Annotated in this window: 13 protein-coding genes and 4 pseudogenes; 11 read left to right on the forward strand and 6 right to left on the reverse strand. The window is 61.6% G+C overall.

What is annotated here, in order from left to right:
- Nucleotides 1–54: 54 nt before the first annotated feature.
- The 4 genes from QTA57_RS09520 to QTA57_RS09535 all read right to left on the reverse strand — a co-directional run bounded on the left by QTA57_RS09520 (nucleotide 55) and on the right by QTA57_RS09535 (nucleotide 2945).
- Complete coding sequence (locus QTA57_RS09520; RefSeq protein WP_290151223.1) at nucleotides 55–1224, reverse strand: MFS transporter; 1170 nt, start codon at nucleotides 1222–1224, stop codon at nucleotides 55–57.
- Between the two features lie 69 nt (nucleotides 1225–1293).
- The gene (locus tag QTA57_RS09525; protein ID WP_290151224.1) at nucleotides 1294–1704 is read right to left on the reverse strand and encodes an MAPEG family protein; all 411 of its coding nucleotides are present in this window, start codon (nucleotides 1702–1704) and stop codon (nucleotides 1294–1296) included.
- Nucleotides 1701–2153 (reverse strand): SRPBCC domain-containing protein, encoded by a 453-nt coding sequence (locus tag QTA57_RS09530; RefSeq protein ID WP_290151225.1) that lies wholly within the window; start codon nucleotides 2151–2153, stop codon nucleotides 1701–1703. The genes QTA57_RS09525 and QTA57_RS09530 overlap by 4 nt, the downstream gene beginning before the upstream one ends.
- A gap of 12 nt (nucleotides 2154–2165) precedes the next feature.
- Complete coding sequence (locus QTA57_RS09535) at nucleotides 2166–2945, reverse strand: ArsR/SmtB family transcription factor (RefSeq protein ID WP_290151226.1); 780 nt, start codon at nucleotides 2943–2945, stop codon at nucleotides 2166–2168.
- 119 nt (nucleotides 2946–3064) lie between these two features.
- On the opposite strand from QTA57_RS09535, the pseudogene QTA57_RS09540 reads away from it, so the two are divergent.
- The 10 genes and pseudogenes from QTA57_RS09540 (at nucleotide 3065) to QTA57_RS09585 (ending at nucleotide 13723) form a co-directional block, all read left to right on the forward strand.
- Nucleotides 3065–3810: pseudogene (locus QTA57_RS09540) on the forward strand (alpha/beta hydrolase).
- Nucleotides 3803–4867, forward strand: coding sequence for an alpha/beta hydrolase (locus tag QTA57_RS09545; protein ID WP_290151227.1), 1065 nt, complete (start codon nucleotides 3803–3805; stop codon nucleotides 4865–4867). Before QTA57_RS09540 ends, QTA57_RS09545 begins: the two are co-directional and overlap by 8 nt.
- Before the next feature lie 18 nt (nucleotides 4868–4885).
- Complete coding sequence (locus QTA57_RS09550; RefSeq protein ID WP_290151228.1) at nucleotides 4886–5995, forward strand: LacI family DNA-binding transcriptional regulator; 1110 nt, start codon at nucleotides 4886–4888, stop codon at nucleotides 5993–5995.
- Between the two features lie 13 nt (nucleotides 5996–6008).
- Nucleotides 6009–7354: pseudogene (locus QTA57_RS09555) on the forward strand (ABC transporter substrate-binding protein).
- 89 nt (nucleotides 7355–7443) lie between these two features.
- Nucleotides 7444–8679: a carbohydrate ABC transporter permease gene (locus QTA57_RS09560; protein ID WP_171561742.1), complete on the forward strand. Its 1236-nt coding sequence runs from the start codon at nucleotides 7444–7446 to the stop codon at nucleotides 8677–8679.
- Nucleotides 8679–9892, forward strand: a pseudogene (locus QTA57_RS09565) (carbohydrate ABC transporter permease). The gene QTA57_RS09560 and the pseudogene QTA57_RS09565 overlap by 1 nt, the downstream one beginning before the upstream one ends.
- Nucleotides 9893–9898: 6 nt before the next feature.
- Nucleotides 9899–11194, forward strand: a complete 1296-nt coding sequence (locus QTA57_RS09570) for an MGH1-like glycoside hydrolase domain-containing protein (RefSeq protein WP_290151229.1) — start codon at nucleotides 9899–9901, stop codon at nucleotides 11192–11194.
- A gap of 3 nt (nucleotides 11195–11197) precedes the next feature.
- Nucleotides 11198–12247 carry an ABC transporter ATP-binding protein gene (locus QTA57_RS09575; RefSeq protein WP_290151230.1) on the forward strand — a complete coding sequence of 350 codons (1050 nt, stop codon included), beginning with the start codon at nucleotides 11198–11200 and terminating at the stop codon, nucleotides 12245–12247.
- A gap of 249 nt (nucleotides 12248–12496) precedes the next feature.
- Nucleotides 12497–12925, forward strand: coding sequence for a RidA family protein (locus QTA57_RS09580; RefSeq protein ID WP_290151231.1), 429 nt, complete (start codon nucleotides 12497–12499; stop codon nucleotides 12923–12925).
- Nucleotides 12926–13058: 133 nt separating this feature from the next.
- Nucleotides 13059–13723, forward strand: a pseudogene (locus QTA57_RS09585) (alpha/beta fold hydrolase).
- On the opposite strand, the gene QTA57_RS09590 reads toward QTA57_RS09585, so the two are convergent.
- Nucleotides 13720–14283: a DUF6151 family protein gene (locus QTA57_RS09590; RefSeq protein ID WP_290151232.1), complete on the reverse strand. Its 564-nt coding sequence runs from the start codon at nucleotides 14281–14283 to the stop codon at nucleotides 13720–13722. The pseudogene QTA57_RS09585 and the gene QTA57_RS09590 overlap by 4 nt on opposite strands.
- Nucleotides 14284–14295: 12 nt before the next feature.
- On the reverse strand, nucleotides 14296–15579 hold the full coding sequence (gene phaZ, locus QTA57_RS09595) for a polyhydroxyalkanoate depolymerase (RefSeq protein WP_145216307.1): 1284 nt from the start codon (nucleotides 15577–15579) through the stop codon (nucleotides 14296–14298).
- Between the two features lie 120 nt (nucleotides 15580–15699).
- Between phaZ and phaC the strand changes: the two genes are divergently transcribed.
- Entirely contained in the window at nucleotides 15700–17502 is a 1803-nt protein-coding gene (phaC, locus tag QTA57_RS09600; RefSeq protein ID WP_290151233.1) for a class I poly(R)-hydroxyalkanoic acid synthase, read from the forward strand.
- The last annotated feature ends 30 nt before the right edge of the window (nucleotides 17503–17532 follow it).

Raw genomic sequence — 17532 nt, forward strand, 5'->3', positions numbered from 1 at the left:
CGGTTGCGGGACAATATGTATATTCCGAGTTAATGCCCTCTGTTGGGCTGCGCGTCAAGGTGCCGGAAAGGTGCGGCGGTTCAATTTGTCGGACCAGAGAAGATGGGCAAGCGAGAGGGCGACACCGGCAGCGGCGGCAAGACCCAGCAAACCAGGACCAAACCCGGCCAGGACCAGCCCGCCGATGAAGGCGCCAAGGGCGGTGCCGATATAGACCCCGGCGGCGTTGAGCGACAGGAGCACCGGCGCCTGGGTCGCGTCGAGGATGATCAGCCGGACTTGTTGTGCCGCCCCGAAGGACCAACCGATCACCGACCAGATGAGTACGATCAACCCCAAGACCCATGGGTTAAGCGGCAGGATCGAGAAAAGCGGCAACACCGCAAGTTGCGCCAGGCAGAGGCCGATCAGCGTGCGGGAGGGGCCGAACCGGTCGGACAGGATGCCGCCAATGAGATTGCCAAAGATCGCGCCGATCCCGAAGAGCAGCAGCATGAGGGAAATCCCGTCGCGGCCCAGGCCCTGCACTTGGGCAAGGAGCGGGGTGAAATAGGTGTAGAGCACAAAGATCGCGCCGAGAAATGTCGTGGTGAACAAGACCGAGACCATGATTGGCAGGCTGGTCAGGTTCGCCCGCAGATCGCGCAGCGCCACCGCGTGGAAGGGCAGGCCCGGCGGGATCATACGCCAGAGCAGGATCAGCGCCGGAAGCGACAAAAGGGCGACAACGCCAAAGGCCCATCGCCAGCCGATGGTGTAGGCCAGCCAACTGCCCGCCGGGATGCCGAGGGCTTGCGCAACGGTGATCCCGGCAAAGACCAGGGCGAGGGTTCGGGCGCGTTGATCAGCGGAGACGAGGGTTGCGGCGACGGCGGCGGCGACGGGGGTGATGACGCCCGCCCCGGCGGCGGCCAAGGCGCGGGCCAGATGCAGCGTGGTGATGTCGGGCGCGAGTGCGGAGGCCAAAGAGGCGAGCCCGTAGAGGCTGAACCCCGCGGCCAGCACCCGGCGCCGCCCGATCCGCCCCGTGGCCGCCACCAGAAGCGGCGAGAGGACGGCATAGGTCAGCGCATAGGTTGTCATCAGATTGCCCGCCGCCGCCCGGCTGGCGCCGAGGTCTTGGGCCAAGGGTTCCAAAATCCCAATGACGAGGAAGGCCCCCATGCCGACAACGAAATTCGCGGCGGAGAGGGACCAGATGACGGTGCGGGAGGCGGTGCTCATCCCCGCGACAGTAGAGACGCCGCGCCCGAGGTCAATTCGGGCGCGGCGTCATGTGGTCAACTGTCGGGATCAGGCGGCGGCGAAGACCGCGTAGCCCATGATCAGCACGCAGATCCAGCCGGCGGTGAAGACGATGGGCCGGAGCGGCATGCGCGCCACGCCGGTGATCATGCCCGCCGCATGGGCCACGCGGAGCCAGAAGAAGGCAATTGCGGTCCAGTAGGTCAGCGCGGTGAACCCGTCCATCCGATCGACGAGCAGGACCAGGATCGCGAAGGGAATGCCTTGCTCCAACAGGTTCAGATGGGCGCGATAGGCGCGGTGGACCCAGGGGCGCAGCGCCGTCAGGTCACCGGGGCGGGTGAAGTTGTCCGGATCGGCGGGGTCGGTATTGACGCCGATGATGTAGGGGATCCAGAGCGAGGCCGCGAGGATCATCAGGCAGGTCAAGACGCCCAGTTCTGTGGGGAAATCGGTCATTGGTCGTGCTCCTCCCAAAGATACATGCCGCCGAAATTCGCCGGCTGTCCGGTTTCGAGATAGGTTTTGAGCCCGGCGAGCGAGCGGGCCCACCCATCGGCGGTGCCGCCGTCGGGATCGTTGTTCAGGCCAAAATGTTCAACCGTGAGGACGCAGAAATCACCTTCTTCGTCGATCCGGTAGACAACGCGCGAGGGTGTGGTCACATCATCCCATTTCGGCTCGAACGTGGTTTCCAGGCGCGACATCGGCGTGACCTCAAGATCGCGGGCATGCAGCATCTCGGGGCCATCGGGCAGGCCGTAACGCACCAGGTCGCCCTCCCGCGTGGCCGTCTGGCCGAGGAAATCCCAATGCGTGTAGCTGTCTGCATCATTCAGCGCGTGCCAGAGCGCGGCGCGGGTGCAGCGGATATAGGTCTGCATCATGAAATCGGGTTTGTCGGTCATCTGTCGCCTCCTTCACATCGCCATTTTGAGGGCGCTGCCGGTTTCGAGGTAGGATTTGAGTGAGGCCGCCAAACGGGCCCAACCTTCGGCGAAGCCTTCTTGGCCGGGGGCCATATCGTAATGCTCGATGGTCAGTTTGCAGGTGTCGCCTTGGGCTTCGATCACATAGACCATATGGCTCGCGGGCGCGTCCGGCCCCATGAACTTCGGCTCGAAAGTCATCGCGATACGGGTTTTGGGGTCCATCTCGGTGGTGACCTGGCGCAGCATCGGGTTGCCATCGGGCAGGATAAACTCGGTCACATTGTCCGGCTTCGCATCGCCGCGCACGTCGTTGCACATGAAGTGATACATCGCCATTTGATCGGCCTTGGTCAGCGCATCCCAAAGCGCATCTTGCGTGCAGCGGATGAAAGTCTGCATCATGAAATCGGGTTTACCCATTACACTCTCTCTTTCCAGTTTGGCTTTCAGGTCGCTCAACGCGCTGGCCTGTGGCTGGAGAAAGGGCGCGACCCAACGGTCGAGCATCTCTTGCAAGGGTAGGGCGTTGAGATAGTGATGTTTGAACCGCCCATGGCGGCGCGTGATGACAAGATGCGCGTCTTCAAGCACTTTGAGATGTCTCATGACGCCAAACCGGGTCATGTCCAGCTGCTCCTCCAGATCACTCAAGGATTGCCCGTCTTTGCGGCGTAGACTGTCCAACAGCGCGCGCCGGGTCGGGTCGTTCAGGGCTTTGAAGATCGTATCCATGAGGTCTTTATAGGTGATGAAATAGTCACGTGACAAGATAGTCACCTATGGGGCTGTGTGACGTGACGGCGTTTTGCGTTGAAAAACAGGGTTTTTCTTGCCTGTTTTTATCGTGGGGTGCAGTAATGACGCCCGAATGAGAAGGGCGTTTTGCGATGACAGATGGTGTGTTTGAGACGGTTCAGAGGCGGTGGTTGGCCTATAATCGAATCGCGGGAGACGGGCCGGGCGTGGTGTTTTTGGGCGGGTTCAAATCTGACAAAGAGGGCACCAAAGCCCTGCATCTGGAGGCCTGGGCCAAGGCGGCGGGCCGAGCGTTTTTGCGGTTCGACTATTCGGGCCATGGAACGTCGTCGGGGAGTTCACTGAGGGGGCGATTGGCGATTGGGCCGAGGATGCGTCTGCTGCGATTTTGGGCCTGACGGAGGGGCCGCAAGTGCTGGTGGGATCCTCGATGGGCGGATGGATCTCGCTCTTGATGGCGAAACGGCACCCCGAGAAGCTGGCCGGGTTGGTGACCATCGCCGCGGCCCCGGATTTCACCGAAGACAGCATGTGGGCTGGGTTTTCCGATGCGCAGAAGGCCGAATTGGCTGAGACGGGCCAAGTCGCGCTGCCCTCGGAATATGGCGAACCCTATATCATCACCAAACGGCTGATTGAGGAGGGGCGGAGCCAGTTGGTTCTGCGGGAGCCGTTGGCGATCGACGTGCCGGTGCGGATGCTGCAAGGCACGGCAGACGCGGATGTGGAAATGTCGGTGGCGCTGCGGCTGCTGGCGCATCTGGAGGGGCCGGATATTCGGCTGGAGTTGGTCAAAGGTGCTGATCATCGGTTCTCGGATGAGACCTGTCTGGCGCTGATCACGGAGAAGGTCGAAGAGGTTCTGGCGCGTGCGTAGGGTTGGCAAATGGCTGGGCCGATTGCTGTTGGCGCTTGTCGTGTTGGTGGGGGCTGTCTGGCTCTTTGGTCCGACCGAACCGGTGGAGCGCGGCGCGCCCTTCGCGGGTGATTTGAGCGACCCGGCGGCGCACTTAGCGGCGCGGGAGGCGGTGTTTGACGATATCACCCCGGGGGCCGAGGCAAGGATCATCTGGGCAGGCGCGCCGGGCGCGGAGACGCCGCTGACGGTGCTGTATCTGCATGGATTTTCCGCGACATCGGAAGAGATCCGCCCAGTGCCCGACAATGTCGCCGATGCATTGGGTGCGAACCTGGTCTATGCCCGGTTGCGGGGCCATGGGCGCGGCGGGGCGGCGCTGGCCGAGGCGACAGCGGGGGCCTGGATCGACGACACGGCCGAGGCTTTGGCCGTCGCGCGCGCGGTGGGCGAGGAGGTTCTGATCATCGGCACCTCCACCGGCGCGACCTTGGCGGCGATTGCGATGACCGAGCCGGATATGGCGGTCGATGTCGCGGGGGTGGTGATGATCTCGGCCAACTTCGAGCTGGCCAATCCGGCGGGTGTGCTCTTGGAATGGCCCGCGGCACGGGTTTGGGTGCCTTGGCTCGTGGGCGCCGAGCGCAGTTTCGAGACCCTGAATGAGATGCATGCCACCTATTGGACCTGGTCCTACCCAACGGTTGCAACCTTGCCGCTGGCGGCGGTGATGCGGGAGGCCCGAGAACGCGATTATTCGACCGTGGAGGCCCCGCTTTTGTCGATTTTCTCCGATCAGGATCAGGTGGTCTCCGCCGCCGCGTCGCGGGCCTTTGCGGAGGGGTGGGGCGGACCGGTGCAGCTTGCGCCGCAGGACCTGCCGGCGGAGGGCGCAGACCCCTATAATCATGTGATTGCTGGCGATGTTTTGAGCCCGGCCATGACCGCAGATGTAACCCAAATCATCCTCGATTGGGCCGCCGCGCAGGGGCTTCTAGAGCAAGGGCGTTTTCCGCGCTGCAGCGACGATTTTCTGTCTTTTCCCTTGCCGAAACCGGTTTCGGAGCGAAGGTTCTGAGTCGGGGAGTGAGATCAAATGTCAATCGCAAAGCCACGAGAGCGGGCCGCCAAACGGGTGACGATCAATGATCTGGCCCGGTCCTTGGGCATCGCCAAGGGCACGGTTAGCCGGGCGCTCAATGGCTATCCTGATATCTCGGAAACCACCCGGGTTCGCGTGACCCGCGCGGCGGAGCGTATGGGTTATCGGCCCCTGGCGCAGGCGCAGGCGATCCGCACCGGGCGGGCGCGGTCCTTGGGGCTGGTCTTGAACGCGGGCGGAGATGCCGAGCACCGGCCGTTTCTGACCGATTTCCTCGATGGCATTTCGCGCGCGGCCTCGGAAGAGAGTTGGACGCTGAGTGTTGCCACCGCCCATGACGTCGAGGACGAAGTGGCCACGATGGCGCGGCTGATCGATGAGCGGAAGGTGGATGGGTTCATCCTGCCGCGAACCCGGTTGCACGATGCGCGGATTGATTTGTTGCGCGATCTGGATGTGCCGTTTGTCCTTTTTGGGCGCACGGCCGACCCCACGGGTTGCGCCTGGTATGACATCAGCGGTGAAGATGCGATGACCGCCGCCGTGCAGCGTTTGGCCCATCGCGGGCATCGGCGGATCGGCTTCATTAATGGCGCGTTGGAGTACACCTATGCCGGGCTGCGCGAAGGTGGCTATCGGGCGGGTCTAGCTGACGCGCGCTTGCCATTTGATCCGGCGCTTATGGTCGACGGCGCGACCACAATGGCCGAGGGTGAGGTTCAGGGTGAGTGCCTGCTGGATCTGGCCGAACCGCCGACGGCGATTGTCTGTGCGTTGGATTTGGCCGCTCTTGGGGTTTACCGCGCTGCCGCGCGACGCGGGCTGCGCATTGGCCCCGACCTGGCAGTGATCAGCTATGACGGCATTCCCGAAGGCGCGACGGCGACGCCGCCTTTGACCACCTATGCGGTGGATAGCCGGGCCGCGGGCGCGCGGCTGGCCAAGCTTCTCTTCGCCCGCATTCGCGGGACCGATCCAGAACGTCTGCGCGAACTCGCGCCTGCGCGGTTGATCGCGCGGGCGTCGGATGTCGCAGATTTTTATCCGGACCCGGCGGCAGCGCTGGGGCCGATCCGTAACGAAAACAACCATTGGGAGGATTGAAATGACACTGATGATGAAGGGGACCCGTTTGGCCCTGATGGCGGCGGTCTCAAGCCTGGCGCTTGGCTCTGTTGCTGCGGCCCAAGACACGATCCGGTTCTGGACGACCGAGGAACAGCCCGAGCGGCTGGCCCGGCAAGAGGCGATGGCCGCCGAGTTTACTGCGGAGAGCGGCATATCGGTCGAGGTGATCCCGGTCACGGAAAGCGATCTGGGCACCCGGGCCACGGCGGCCTTTGCCGCGGGCGATTTGCCGGACGTGATCTATCACCCGCTGCAATATGCGCTGCCCTGGACCGAAGCCGGCATCTTGGACCCCGACGCGGCCAGCGATGTGATTGAAGAGTTGGGCGAAGATACCTTTGCGCCGGGCGCTTTGAGCATGGCGGCGACCGAAGACGGGTTCGCCTCGGTGCCGGTGGATGGCTGGACGCAGATGATCGTCTATCGCGCCGATTTGTTTGAAGAAAACGGGCTGGAGCCGCCAAATACTTACGCCAATGTGCTGGCCGCCGTTGAGGCATTGCACAATCCGCCGGAGATGTTCGGTTTCGTCGCGGCGACCAAGATCGACGAGAATTTCATGAGCCAGGTTCTGGAGCATGTGTTCCTCGCCAATGGCGTGAGCCCGGTCGGCGCGGACGGGTTCCAGGAGTTGGACGAGGCGGCGACCACCGAGGTGTTGGAGTTCTATGCCGCGATTGTTGAGGCCAGCCCCGATGGGGAGTTGTTCTGGCAGCAATCTCGCGAGCTTTACTTCGCGGGTCGTGCGGCAATGATCTCTGGTCGCCCTTCATCCTCGACGAGTTGGCCGGTCTTCGCGACAGCGCGCCGCCGACCATCACTGACGACCCGACCAGCGGCGAGTTGGCCTCGCGCACGGGTATCGTGACCAACTTTGCCGGCCCATCGAACCCCGATGGCGCGGCCTGGGCCGATATCCGCTATTTCGGGATCACGGCGGATGCCGATACCGATGCGGCGATGGAATTTGTCCAATTCTCGATGGATCAGGGCTATACCGCGACGCTGGCCATCGCACCGGAGGGTAAATTCCCGATCCGGCGCGGCACGGCGGAGGATCCGACTGCGTTTACCGAAGCCTGGGCGATGCTTGACGTCGGTGTCGACCGCCGCGCGCCTTTGGGCGACCTCTATGACCAAGCGATGATTGACGAGATTGTCGGCGGTCTGGATGTGGCGCAGCGCTGGGGCGTGGCCGATGGCCAACTCGGTCTGGCCAGCCGGATCGTCAACAGCCAGATCATCAACCGGTTGGTGCGTGAATACATGGATGGGGTGCGGGATGCCTCGGCCACGGTCGCGCTGATGAATGAGGAGCTGGCGCGGATCGAATGATCCGGGCTTCGTTGATCTGATCAAGCTTTCGGGCGGCGCATTGGCCGTCGCCCGGGGCCAGCCCTCCCGCTCAATCGGAGACCAAGCTGATGACGACCGCTGTCCCTCCTAAGGGCACCGGCCCCCTTGCGCGCCGCGAAGCGCGCCTGGCCTGGGGTCTGTTGTTCCCGACACTTGCCAGTGTGGCGCTGGTGGTTCTGCTGCCGCTCTTGGCGATCTTTTGGATCAGTTTCAAACCGGTTGGCTTGGCCGATTTGCGGGCCGCAGCGCCGGTGGCGCGCGAGGATTTGCGCGATGCGGACGATGCAGAGCCTTACATCCGCTATCGCATTCGCAACTCCAGCCAAAGCGACCCGATTGAGGCCGTGGTTCTGACCGACCTCATCCCGGATCAAGTCGAGATTCTGGAGCTGCCAGAGGGGTGCGAACTGGATGGGCAGGCGCTGACCTGCCGGATCGACCTGTTGGAGCCGGGAGAGCGTCTCACACTGGAAATTCCCGTCGGGCTACCCGCAGATATCGAGGCGGCGGAAGCGGCGATTGAGGATGGCGAGCCGAGCATCACGGGGTCAGCCGACAATGTGCTGACCAACATGGAATTCACCTTGGAGAATTTTGCCGAAATCTTTGATGCGCGCGAGTTTTGGACCGTCATCGGGGCGACGCTGTTTTACACCGTGTTTGGGACGTTTGGGGCACTGATCGTCGGGCTTTTCGCGGCGCTTTTGCTCAATAAGAGTTTCCGGGGGCAGGGGGTTCTCCGCGGGCTTTACCTCTTCCCCTATGTCGCCCCGGTGATTGCGGTGGCGTTTTCCTGGGTGATCTTGTTCGACCCCTTCTCGGGCTCGGTCAATGCGCTGCTGATTCAGATGGGCGTGACCTCGCAAGCGATCAATTTCTTCGGCGAGCGGCCCCTGGCGCTGATCATGGTGACGGTGTTCGAGATCTGGCGCTACTTCCCGCTCTCCTTCCTTTTCATCCTCGCGCGGATGCAGTCGATCGACACGGATATGTATGAGGCGGCGGATGTGGATGGCGCCTCGCCGTTCCAGAAGTTCCGCTATCTGAGCCTACCGATGTTGATGGGCATCCTCTCGGTTCTGTTCCTGCTGCGGTTCATTTGGACCTTCAACAAATTCGACGACATCTTCCTTTTGACGGGGGGCAATGCGGGCACACGGACGCTGACGGTGAATGTCTATGAGCAGGCCTTCGCGCTGTCGAATATCGGGGCGGGGGCGGCCGTGGCGGTGGTCATCCTGCTCTGCTTGCTTTGCTTCTCGTGGTTCTTCTTCAAATTCATGTCGAAAGAGGAGGGGCTCTGATGCGGATCTTCTGGAACAGCTATATCACCGGGCCGATCCTGGGCGTCTTGTGGGCCTTCGTGATTGCGACAACTGTCTCGGTCCTGCTCTCTTTCATGACGGGCGAGGCGTTTCGGCCAGGTCTGATCGGCTGCCTGCTTTTGGGTGCGCTTATCGGGGTCGTTTCGGTCGAGCCGTTTGATCGGCGGCTTCTGGCTGCGGGTGTAGTGCTCTTGACGCTTGCGCTGACCTATACCCCGTTTGGTCCGATCCATGTGGCCGAGACCGTCGGTCTGGGTGGCCATCTGGCGGTGGCGGTCGGGTTCGGCATTGGTCTGGCCTGGCCGATATTGGTGATGTTCGACGGATGCCCCAAGGGTGCTTTGAACCGGCATGAATGGGAAGAGGCGGTGATCCGGTTTTTGACCGGGTTCGGCTATATCTTCTTCACCGCCGCCGTCGCGATCCCGTTTTATGTGATGGTGATGACCAGCCTGAAGACGCAAGGCGAGTTGATCGCGAACCCGCTGGATTTCACGATTGATCTGAGCCGGGGTTGGGCGTTGCTCAGAAGCTATGAAGAGCTGTTCCGCGACTTCAATTTCGGCAGCTATCTTTGACCAGCTTTTATATCTCGATCCTGACGGTTCTGATCACGCTGCTCTTCTCGATTCCCGGGGCCTATGCTGTGGCACGGCTGCGGTTTAAGGGGCAGAAATCGCTCTCTCGCTCGATCCTCTTGATCTACATGGTGCCGATGATCGTTTTGGCGCTGCCGATCTATATCGCGTTTTCGATGACCGGCTTGCGCAACTCCATCACTGGCATCGTGATGATCTATCCGGTGACGACGATCCCGGTCGCGCTCTACATGTTGCAGGGCTATTTCCGGGGCTTGCCGGCGGAGATCGAAGAGGCAGGTCTGATGGACGGCCTAAGCCGGTTGCAGGTGATTTGGAAGATCACACTACCGCTCTCGCTGCCCGCGCTGGCCTCGGTCTCGCTTTATGTCTTCATGATTGCGTGGAACGAGTTCCTGCTCGCCTTCATGCTTTTGGACGATCCGTCGAAATTCACGCTCACACGGGGCATTGCCTCGCTCAACTCCTCCGAAATCCCCCGCCAGCATCTGATGGCTGGTGCCGTGATTGCCACGGTGCCGGTGATGGCGCTGTTCCTGGGGTTGGAGAAATTCATGACACGCGGCCTGACCGCAGGCTCAGTCAAAGGATAACCCACGATGATTGCAGAGCAAACTGCCGCGCCCACCGCCCCCTTGGACGACGAGGCCCGGCGCATTTTAAGGCTGAATGACAAAGGCGGCTATACGGTGCCAACCGCCGGGCTGTACCCATATCAGTGGAACTGGGACAGCGCCTTTGCCGGGCTTGGCTTTTCGCGATTCGACGTGCCGCGCGCCTGGGAAGAGCTGGAAACGCTGATGTCGGGGCAATGGCAAAACGGCATGGTGCCGCATATCCTGTTTCACCGGCCCGACCCGGGATATTTTCCGGGCGCCGATGTTTGGGGCGCGGAGGGCGCGCCGGGCAAAGGGCCGGGCCGGGTCGCCTCGTCGGGGATCAGCCAGCCGCCGGTGGCGGCCAGTTTTGCCTGGCGGATCTATCAGCGAGATCCGGTGCTTGGAGAAGCGCGGCTTCGGGCGATGTTCCCGAAATTGATGGCGTTTCATCGGTGGTTCATCGCGGCACGCGCCGAAAGCGGCGCAGTCGCAATCACCCATCCTTGGGAAGCAGGTCGAGACAATGCGCCGGATTGGGACGACGCGATGGCGCGGATCGATCCGCAAGGGGTGGCGCCCTACACGCGGCGTGACACCGGCCATGTGAACCCGCGTATGCGCCCGACCAAAGAGGATTACGATCGCTATATCTGGCTGGTGCAATTCGGTCGTGAGCGGGGCTGGGACGATGCGGCGATTGCGGCGGAGAGCCCGTTTCGTGTGGCGGACCCGACGCTGACCTTCACGTTGATGCGGGCCTGTCGCGATCTGCGGGACGCAGCCGAGGTCTTGGGCGAAGACACTGGCGAGATAGAGGCGTGGATTGCTCATCTGGAAGCCGGGGCCGAGACGCTCTGGAATGCGGAGATCGGCGCTTATGATAGCCGCGATCTGCGCAGCGGGGCGCTCTCCGGCGTGGTCAGCAACGCGTCGTTCCTGTGTTGGTGGGGCGGGCTTGATGACCGTCGATCTGTCGCCACGCTGGCCCGCATTCTGGACGCGGCACCCTATAGCCTGCCCAGTTTTGACCCGGCCCATCCGAAATTCGACCCGTTGCGCTATTGGCGCGGGCCGGTTTGGGGCGTGATGAACATGATCGCGGGTCTGGGCATGGCCGAACAAGGGCTGGCCGAGCAGGCCGCGCGCGTGCGTGCCGATACGGCCCGGCTGATCTCGGAAAACGGATTTGCGGAGTATTTCAGCCCCGAGGACGGCACACCCGCCGGGGGCGCGACATTCACTTGGACGGCGGCGATCTGGCTGGCTTGGGCCTCGCCATCGGCAGCGGAGGGGTAAGATATGGGACAGATCGAACTAAAAGCGGTCGAGAAATGGTATGGCGAGGCGCAAGTCATCAAAGGCGTCGACCTCGACATTCATGACGGCGAGTTTGTCATCTTCGTCGGCCCGTCCGGTTGCGGAAAATCCACACTGCTTCGGATGATTGCCGGACTGGAGGAGACGTCGCGCGGGCAGGTGATCATCGATGGGCGCGATGCGACGGCGGAGCCGCCCTCGAAACGCGGCCTCGCCATGGTGTTCCAGTCTTACGCGCTCTATCCGCATATGTCGGTGAAGGACAATATGGGCTTCTCGTTGAAAACGGCAGGGGCGTCCAAGGCCGAGCAGGACGAGAAAGTCGCTGAGGCCGCGCGGGCGCTGCGGTTGGAGGAGTATTTGGAGCGGCGGCCCAAGGATTTGTCGGGTGGGCAGCGGCAGCGGGTGGCCATTGGCCGTTCCATCGTTCGCGACCCGACGGCGTTTTTGTTTGATGAACCGCTCTCCAATCTCGACGCCTCGCTGCGCGTGGAGATGCGCTATGAGATCGCCAAACTGCACCAGTCTTTGGATGCCACGATGATCTATGTGACCCATGATCAGGTTGAGGCGATGACCCTGGCCGACCGGATCGTGGTGCTGAGCGCGGGGCAGATCGAGCAGGTGGGCAGCCCGAAAGAGCTCTACGACCACCCCGCGAACCTGTTTGTGGCGCAGTTCATTGGCTCACCGAAAATGAACATCCTGCCCTGCGAGGTGAAAGACGGCGCGTTTTCCCTGCCGGGCGGCGGCGGTGGTGTGGCCACCGGTGCCGAGGGCGGCACGCAACTGGGCATCCGGCCTGAGGCGATTTCCATTGGCGCGGCGGGGTCTGGCCATGTGGATGGGACGGTCGATGTGGTCGAATATCTCGGCGCTGACGCCTATCTGATCATCGATTGCGGGGCCTCGGGCAAACTGACTGTGCGCTCGGATGGAGAGACCAGCTTGAAACCCGGCAATGTCGTGGGCCTGGCCTTCGAAGATCGCAAACTGCATTTCTTCACCGCCGACGGGATCGCGCTGCGCTAGGCATCACGGGCCCCGTTTTGGGGCTGGTCCGGTGCGGAAGGCCTGCGAGGTTTCGAACATGCAGGGCCTTGGTTGGTGGGGCTTGCGGTCACATGCGCAACGACAGCCAAAGACGTGCCTGGACCCAGAACAAACTCAACCTATCATGGGCGCGGTTGTGTTCATCGTCTCCGATGTCTCGGCTATCGTCAGCGGGCGCAGAGTTTGTCGCGGGGCGATTGGGAGGCGCGCAAGAAGGAGATCAAAGATATGGCAGCGAAAGAGACCATTCACGCGATCACGCCGGACGGGTTTCAGAGCTATCTGCGGGACTGGAAGATGTCGCCGGGCCTGGTTGTCGGCGATTTGGTGTTCCTGACCGGCATGACCGGGGCGGGACCCGGCGGCACTGTTGATCCGGACCCGAAGCGGCAGATCGAGCTTGCTTTCGAGCGGGTTCAGACCGTGCTGAACGCCGCAGGCGCGCGCATGATCGACCTGACCTCCTATCATGTGGGGTTGCAGGATCATCTCGACGTCTTTCGGGAAATCCGCGGAAGATATGTCACGGAGCCCTATCCGGCCTGGACCGCGATTGAGGTTCAGGGCTTTGTGACACCGGGGACGGTGGTCGAATTGCGGGTTGTCGGGCGGCTTTTCTCGACCGAAGCCGAACAGGTGCCGACTGGCGGCGGTTGACGTCGAGACTGTCTATGCCAAATTGGCGCCGCCGGGTAAGGATGCTGCGTCGCCATCTAATGCCGCAGGCGAGAAAAATTAGGCCAGAAGAAGGGGATCGCCCGTGACCGAGCCGTTGGTCTTGTTGCCGGGAATGATGTGCGACGCGCGGCTATGGTGGCCGCAGATGGCCGCGCTGTCGGGCACGCATGCGCTGCATATGGCCCCAATCAGCGGCGGAGATTACATCGAAGAGATTGCCGCCCAGGTTTTGGCGGGCGCGCCGGAGCGGTTTGCGCTGGCGGGGCTGAGCATGGGCGGAATCGTCGCGATGGAGATTTATCGCCGCGCACCGGACAGGGTCAGCCGGATCGCGCTTCTCGACACCAACCCGTTGGCCGAGACGCCAACCGTGGCCGCCGCGCGGAGCCGCAGATCGTGGCGGCCAAGGCCGGGCGATTGGTCGAGGTCATGCGCGATGAGATGAAACCGAATTATCTGGCGCCAGGCCCTGGGCAAGACGAGATTTTGGGCCTGGTCCTGGAGATGGCAGAAGGCCTGGGCCCGGATGTGTTTGTGGCGCAGTCGCGCGCGTTGCAGCGGCGGCAGGATCAGCAGGCGGTGCTGCGCCGCATTTCCGTGCCGGCGCTTGTGCTCTGTGGTGAATATGACGCGCTTTGCCCGGTTCGGCGGCACGAGTTCATGGCCGATCTGATCCCGCGCGCGACGCTCCAGATCATCGAAGGGGCCGGGCATTTGCCGACCCTGGAACAGCCAATCGCCACCACGCGCGCCTTGCGCACTTGGCTTGAGGCTTAGCCCGCGCGGCCAGCGTTTTTGGGGGCCAAGGTTGGGGCCGCGACCGGTTCCCGCGTCTCTGGGTCGAAGAACGGCGTGTCGCGCCAGCGACCAGAGATCAGCGCCGCCCCGGCTTTGATCATCAGGCTGATCACGGGTCGGGTGATGTTCTTATGCCGGGTTTTCCCGTCTGCGGTGGGCAAGAAGGTATGGCCGATCACGCGGCCCAGAGCCTCGGGCCTGTCGATATTGCGGGTCAGCACCGTGGCAAAGGCGAACCGGGGCGTATTGGGCGAGTTGAAAAACGGCGTGTCGCAGCATTTCGCATACCAGCGATAGGCGCCCTTGGGCGAGAGCGTTAGGAGCGCCAGATGCTCCTTACCACTGTCGATTTTGATATGGTCCGGGGTGGTCTGAAACAGATCAACCCCGTCTTGCTGATTGGCCTCGATACCGAAATGGACCAGCGTCCGCACGCAATCGGCGCAATGGCAAACGATATGATTGCCGCCGCGCGGGCTCGCATGTGTCACATGGCCGTTCAGCGTCCCGCAGCGGCAGGAGAAGCGGAGATCGGCCATGGCAAAGCTCCTCTATTCGGCGGCGATATCCTTGCTTTGCGCATCTTTGACCGGCGCTTTTGGCACATCGCAATTGGCGTCGATGAAATCGAGCACCAGCGGGCGGATTTTGTTGCGCCAGCTTTTGCCCGCGAAGATACCATAATGGCCCGCATTCGGCTCGATATAATTGGCCTTTTTGCTGTCGGGCAGGCCGGTGCAGAGATCCAGCGCGGCGACACATTGGCCCGGTGCCGAAATGTCGTCTTTGCCGCCTTCGACGGTTTTCACGGCGACCGTGGTGATTTTGCCGATATCCACCTGCTTGCCCGCGACGGTGAAGCGGTTCTGCGCAATTTCAAGGCCTTTGAAGATCCGCTCGACGGTGGAGAGATAGAACTCCGCTGTCATGTCCATCACGGCGAGGTATTCGTCGTAGAACTTGTTGTGCTTGTCATGGTCCGAGGCCGCGCCTTTGGCGACCTTCATGATCTGATTGCTGAAGGCTTTGGTATGCTTTTCAGCGTTCATCGCCATGAAGCTGGCAAGCTGCTGCAGGCCGGGATAGACCATGCGCCCGGCGCCGGCATATTTGAAACCGACCCGTTGCAGAACATGGCGCTCAAGCTGCCCCATGGTGACGCGATTGCCGAAATCGGTGACATCGGTTGCCGCTGCATCGGGATCGACCGGGCCGCCGATCAAGGTGAGCGTGCGGGGCTGCGCCTTGGGGTCTTCTTCTGCCAGATAGGCAGTGGCGGCGAGCGCCAGAGGCGCGGGCTGACAAACCGCGATCACATGGGTATCGGCGCCCATTTCGCGCAGGAAATCAACCAGGTAAAGCGTGTAGTCTTCGATGTCGAATTTGCCGACACTGACCGGAATGTCACGCGCATTGTGCCAATCCGTGATATAGACGTCACAATCGGGTAAGAGGCTGAGCACGGTAGAACGCAGAAGGGTCGCGTAATGGCCAGACATCGGTGCAACCAGCAAGACCTTGCGGCCCGTCGGCGCGCGGCCTTGCACATCGAAGCGGATCAGATCGCCGAACGGGCGTTCGACAACCGTTTCGATCGAGATCGAGTGGTCGCGCCCATCATCGCCGGGAATGGAATAGATGCCCCAGTCGGGCTTGGCGACCATGCGGGCGAAGCTGCGCTCCATGACTTCGCCCCAGGCGGCGGTCATCTGGATGGCGGGATTCGCGAGAATGCCAAGCTGCGGATAAGAGCACATCGCGCGCGCGGTCGAGCCCATCCACTGGTTCGTTACCCGCACGGATTCCATAAAATCATAGGTGAGAAGGTATCTCATACTGCTCTCCTGAGTCGCATATCCCGGCACCTTATGGCCCCGGGTCTATTCGTCGCTTTGCCCCCTCACCGCGGCAACGCTATGAATGCAAATGCAGCATTTGAGGGGTAAAAGCAAGCAATGTCCGAGACAGAAGGGGAGGAAGGGCAGTTGGGCGAGAACCTTGATCGACTGAACGAGAACCTCAAAAAAATGGAAGAATTGAGCAAGCGTATGGTCGCCGCGATCAGTGCGCGCGAACCGGGCGATGCGGGTCTGCAAGGGCCGGGGCAAGACCTCTATTTGAAGGCTGGCGCCGCCTATATGCACGACATGCTGAACAATCCCGCCAAGCTGATGGAGCAGCAGGTGCAGTTCTGGGGTCAGACGCTGACCCATTTCATGGAAGCGCAGCAGGAACTGGCCAAAGGGCATTTGGCCGCGCCCGAAGATCACACGCCTGATGACCGCCGGTTTTCCAACCCGATGTGGAAGACCCACCCCTATTTCAACTTCATCAAACAGCAATATCTGATCTCGTCAGCCGCGATCGAAGAGGCGGTGCATGAGCTTGATGGGCTGGACGCGAAAGACAAGCAGCGGGTCGAGTTCTTCTCGAAACAGATCATCGATCTGTTCTCGCCGACCAATTACTTGGCCACCAACCCCGATGCGTTGGAACGCGCGGTGGAAACCGAGGGGCAGAGCCTTGTGGATGGGCTGGAAAACCTGGTCCGCGATATCGAAAGCCACCATGGCGAGGTGCTGCCCACACTGGCCGATCCCAATGCGTTCAAGGTTGGGGAGAATATCGGCACGGCAGAGGGATCGGTGGTATTCCGCAATCGGATGATGGAGCTGATCCAATATGCGCCAACCACCGAGAAGGTGCATAAGACGCCGCTGGTGATTTTCCCGCCCTGGATCAACAAATTCTACATCATGGACCTGAAGGAACAGAACAGCCTGATCCGCTGGATCGTCGATCAGGGCTATACGCTGTTTGTGGTGAGTTGGAAGAACCCCGATGCGAGCTATGCCGATGTGGGCATGGAGACTTATGTCGAAGAGGGTTATCTCGAAGCGATCCGGGTGGCCAAAGAGATCACCGGCGAGAAGCAGGTCAACACCATCGGCTATTGCATCGCCGGGACGACCTTGAGCCTCACCTTGGCGCTGTTGAAGAAACGCGGCGATAAATCGATCAAATCCGCGACCTTCTTCACCATGCTGTCGGATTTCTCCGAGCAGGGGGAATTCACGGTCTTTCTCGACGATGATTTTGTCGATGCGATCGAACGGCAGGTTGCGGATGAAGGCATTTTGGACAGCTATTACATGTCCAAGACCTTCAGCTTTCTGCGCGCCAATGATCTGGTCTATGGCCCGGCTGTGCGCAGCTATATGATGGGCGAGGCGCCTCCGGCGTTTGACCTGCTTTATTGGAATGGGGATTCGACCAATCTGCCAGGGCGTATGGCGGTGGAATATCTGCGCGGGCTTTGTCAGGGCAATGCGATGGCCCAAGGTGGCTATCAGATGCTGGGCGAAACCCTGGAGCTGTCGGATGTCACCGTGCCGATTTGTGCGATTGCCTGCGAGACCGATCACATCGCGGCCTGGAAAGACAGTTTCCGAGGCGTGACGCAGATGGGATCGAAGGACAAGACATTCATCCTTTCGGAATCCGGCCATATCGCCGGGATCGTCAATCCGCCGTCGAAAAAGAAATACGGCCACTACACCAACCCCGAGGTCAAAGGCACAGCGGAGGCCTGGCAGGAAGCCGCAAGCTATAACGAAGGCTCGTGGTGGCCCCGGTGGGAGGCCTGGTTGAAGAAGCGGTCAGGCGCGCAGATTGCGGCCCGAATCCCAGGTGAGTCGGGCTATGATGTTTTGGCGCCCGCGCCTGGAACCTACGTGTTGGAACGCACAAGCGACTGATTTTCCTTACGTAACCCTCTCCGATGCTGC

The organism is Fontisubflavum oceani, assembly GCF_030407165.1.
GTDB classification, from domain to species: Bacteria; Pseudomonadota; Alphaproteobacteria; order Rhodobacterales; family Rhodobacteraceae; genus Rhodophyticola; species Rhodophyticola oceani.

Coding starts and splice junctions, on each gene's coding strand:
- QTA57_RS09520 (WP_290151223.1), bottom strand. CDS start 1,224: ATGAGCACCGCCTCCCGCACCGTCATCTGGTCCCTCTCCGCCGCGAAT.
- QTA57_RS09525 (WP_290151224.1), bottom strand. CDS start 1,704: ATGACCGATTTCCCCACAGAACTGGGCGTCTTGACCTGCCTGATGATC.
- QTA57_RS09530 (WP_290151225.1), bottom strand. CDS start 2,153: ATGACCGACAAACCCGATTTCATGATGCAGACCTATATCCGCTGCACC.
- QTA57_RS09550 (WP_290151228.1), top strand. CDS start 4,886: ATGTCAATCGCAAAGCCACGAGAGCGGGCCGCCAAACGGGTGACGATC.
- QTA57_RS09560 (WP_171561742.1), top strand. CDS start 7,444: ATGACGACCGCTGTCCCTCCTAAGGGCACCGGCCCCCTTGCGCGCCGC.
- QTA57_RS09570 (WP_290151229.1), top strand. CDS start 9,899: ATGATTGCAGAGCAAACTGCCGCGCCCACCGCCCCCTTGGACGACGAG.
- QTA57_RS09575 (WP_290151230.1), top strand. CDS start 11,198: ATGGGACAGATCGAACTAAAAGCGGTCGAGAAATGGTATGGCGAGGCG.
- QTA57_RS09580 (WP_290151231.1), top strand. CDS start 12,497: ATGGCAGCGAAAGAGACCATTCACGCGATCACGCCGGACGGGTTTCAG.
- QTA57_RS09590 (WP_290151232.1), bottom strand. CDS start 14,283: ATGGCCGATCTCCGCTTCTCCTGCCGCTGCGGGACGCTGAACGGCCAT.
- phaZ (WP_145216307.1), bottom strand. CDS start 15,579: ATGAGATACCTTCTCACCTATGATTTTATGGAATCCGTGCGGGTAACG.
- phaC (WP_290151233.1), top strand. CDS start 15,700: ATGTCCGAGACAGAAGGGGAGGAAGGGCAGTTGGGCGAGAACCTTGAT.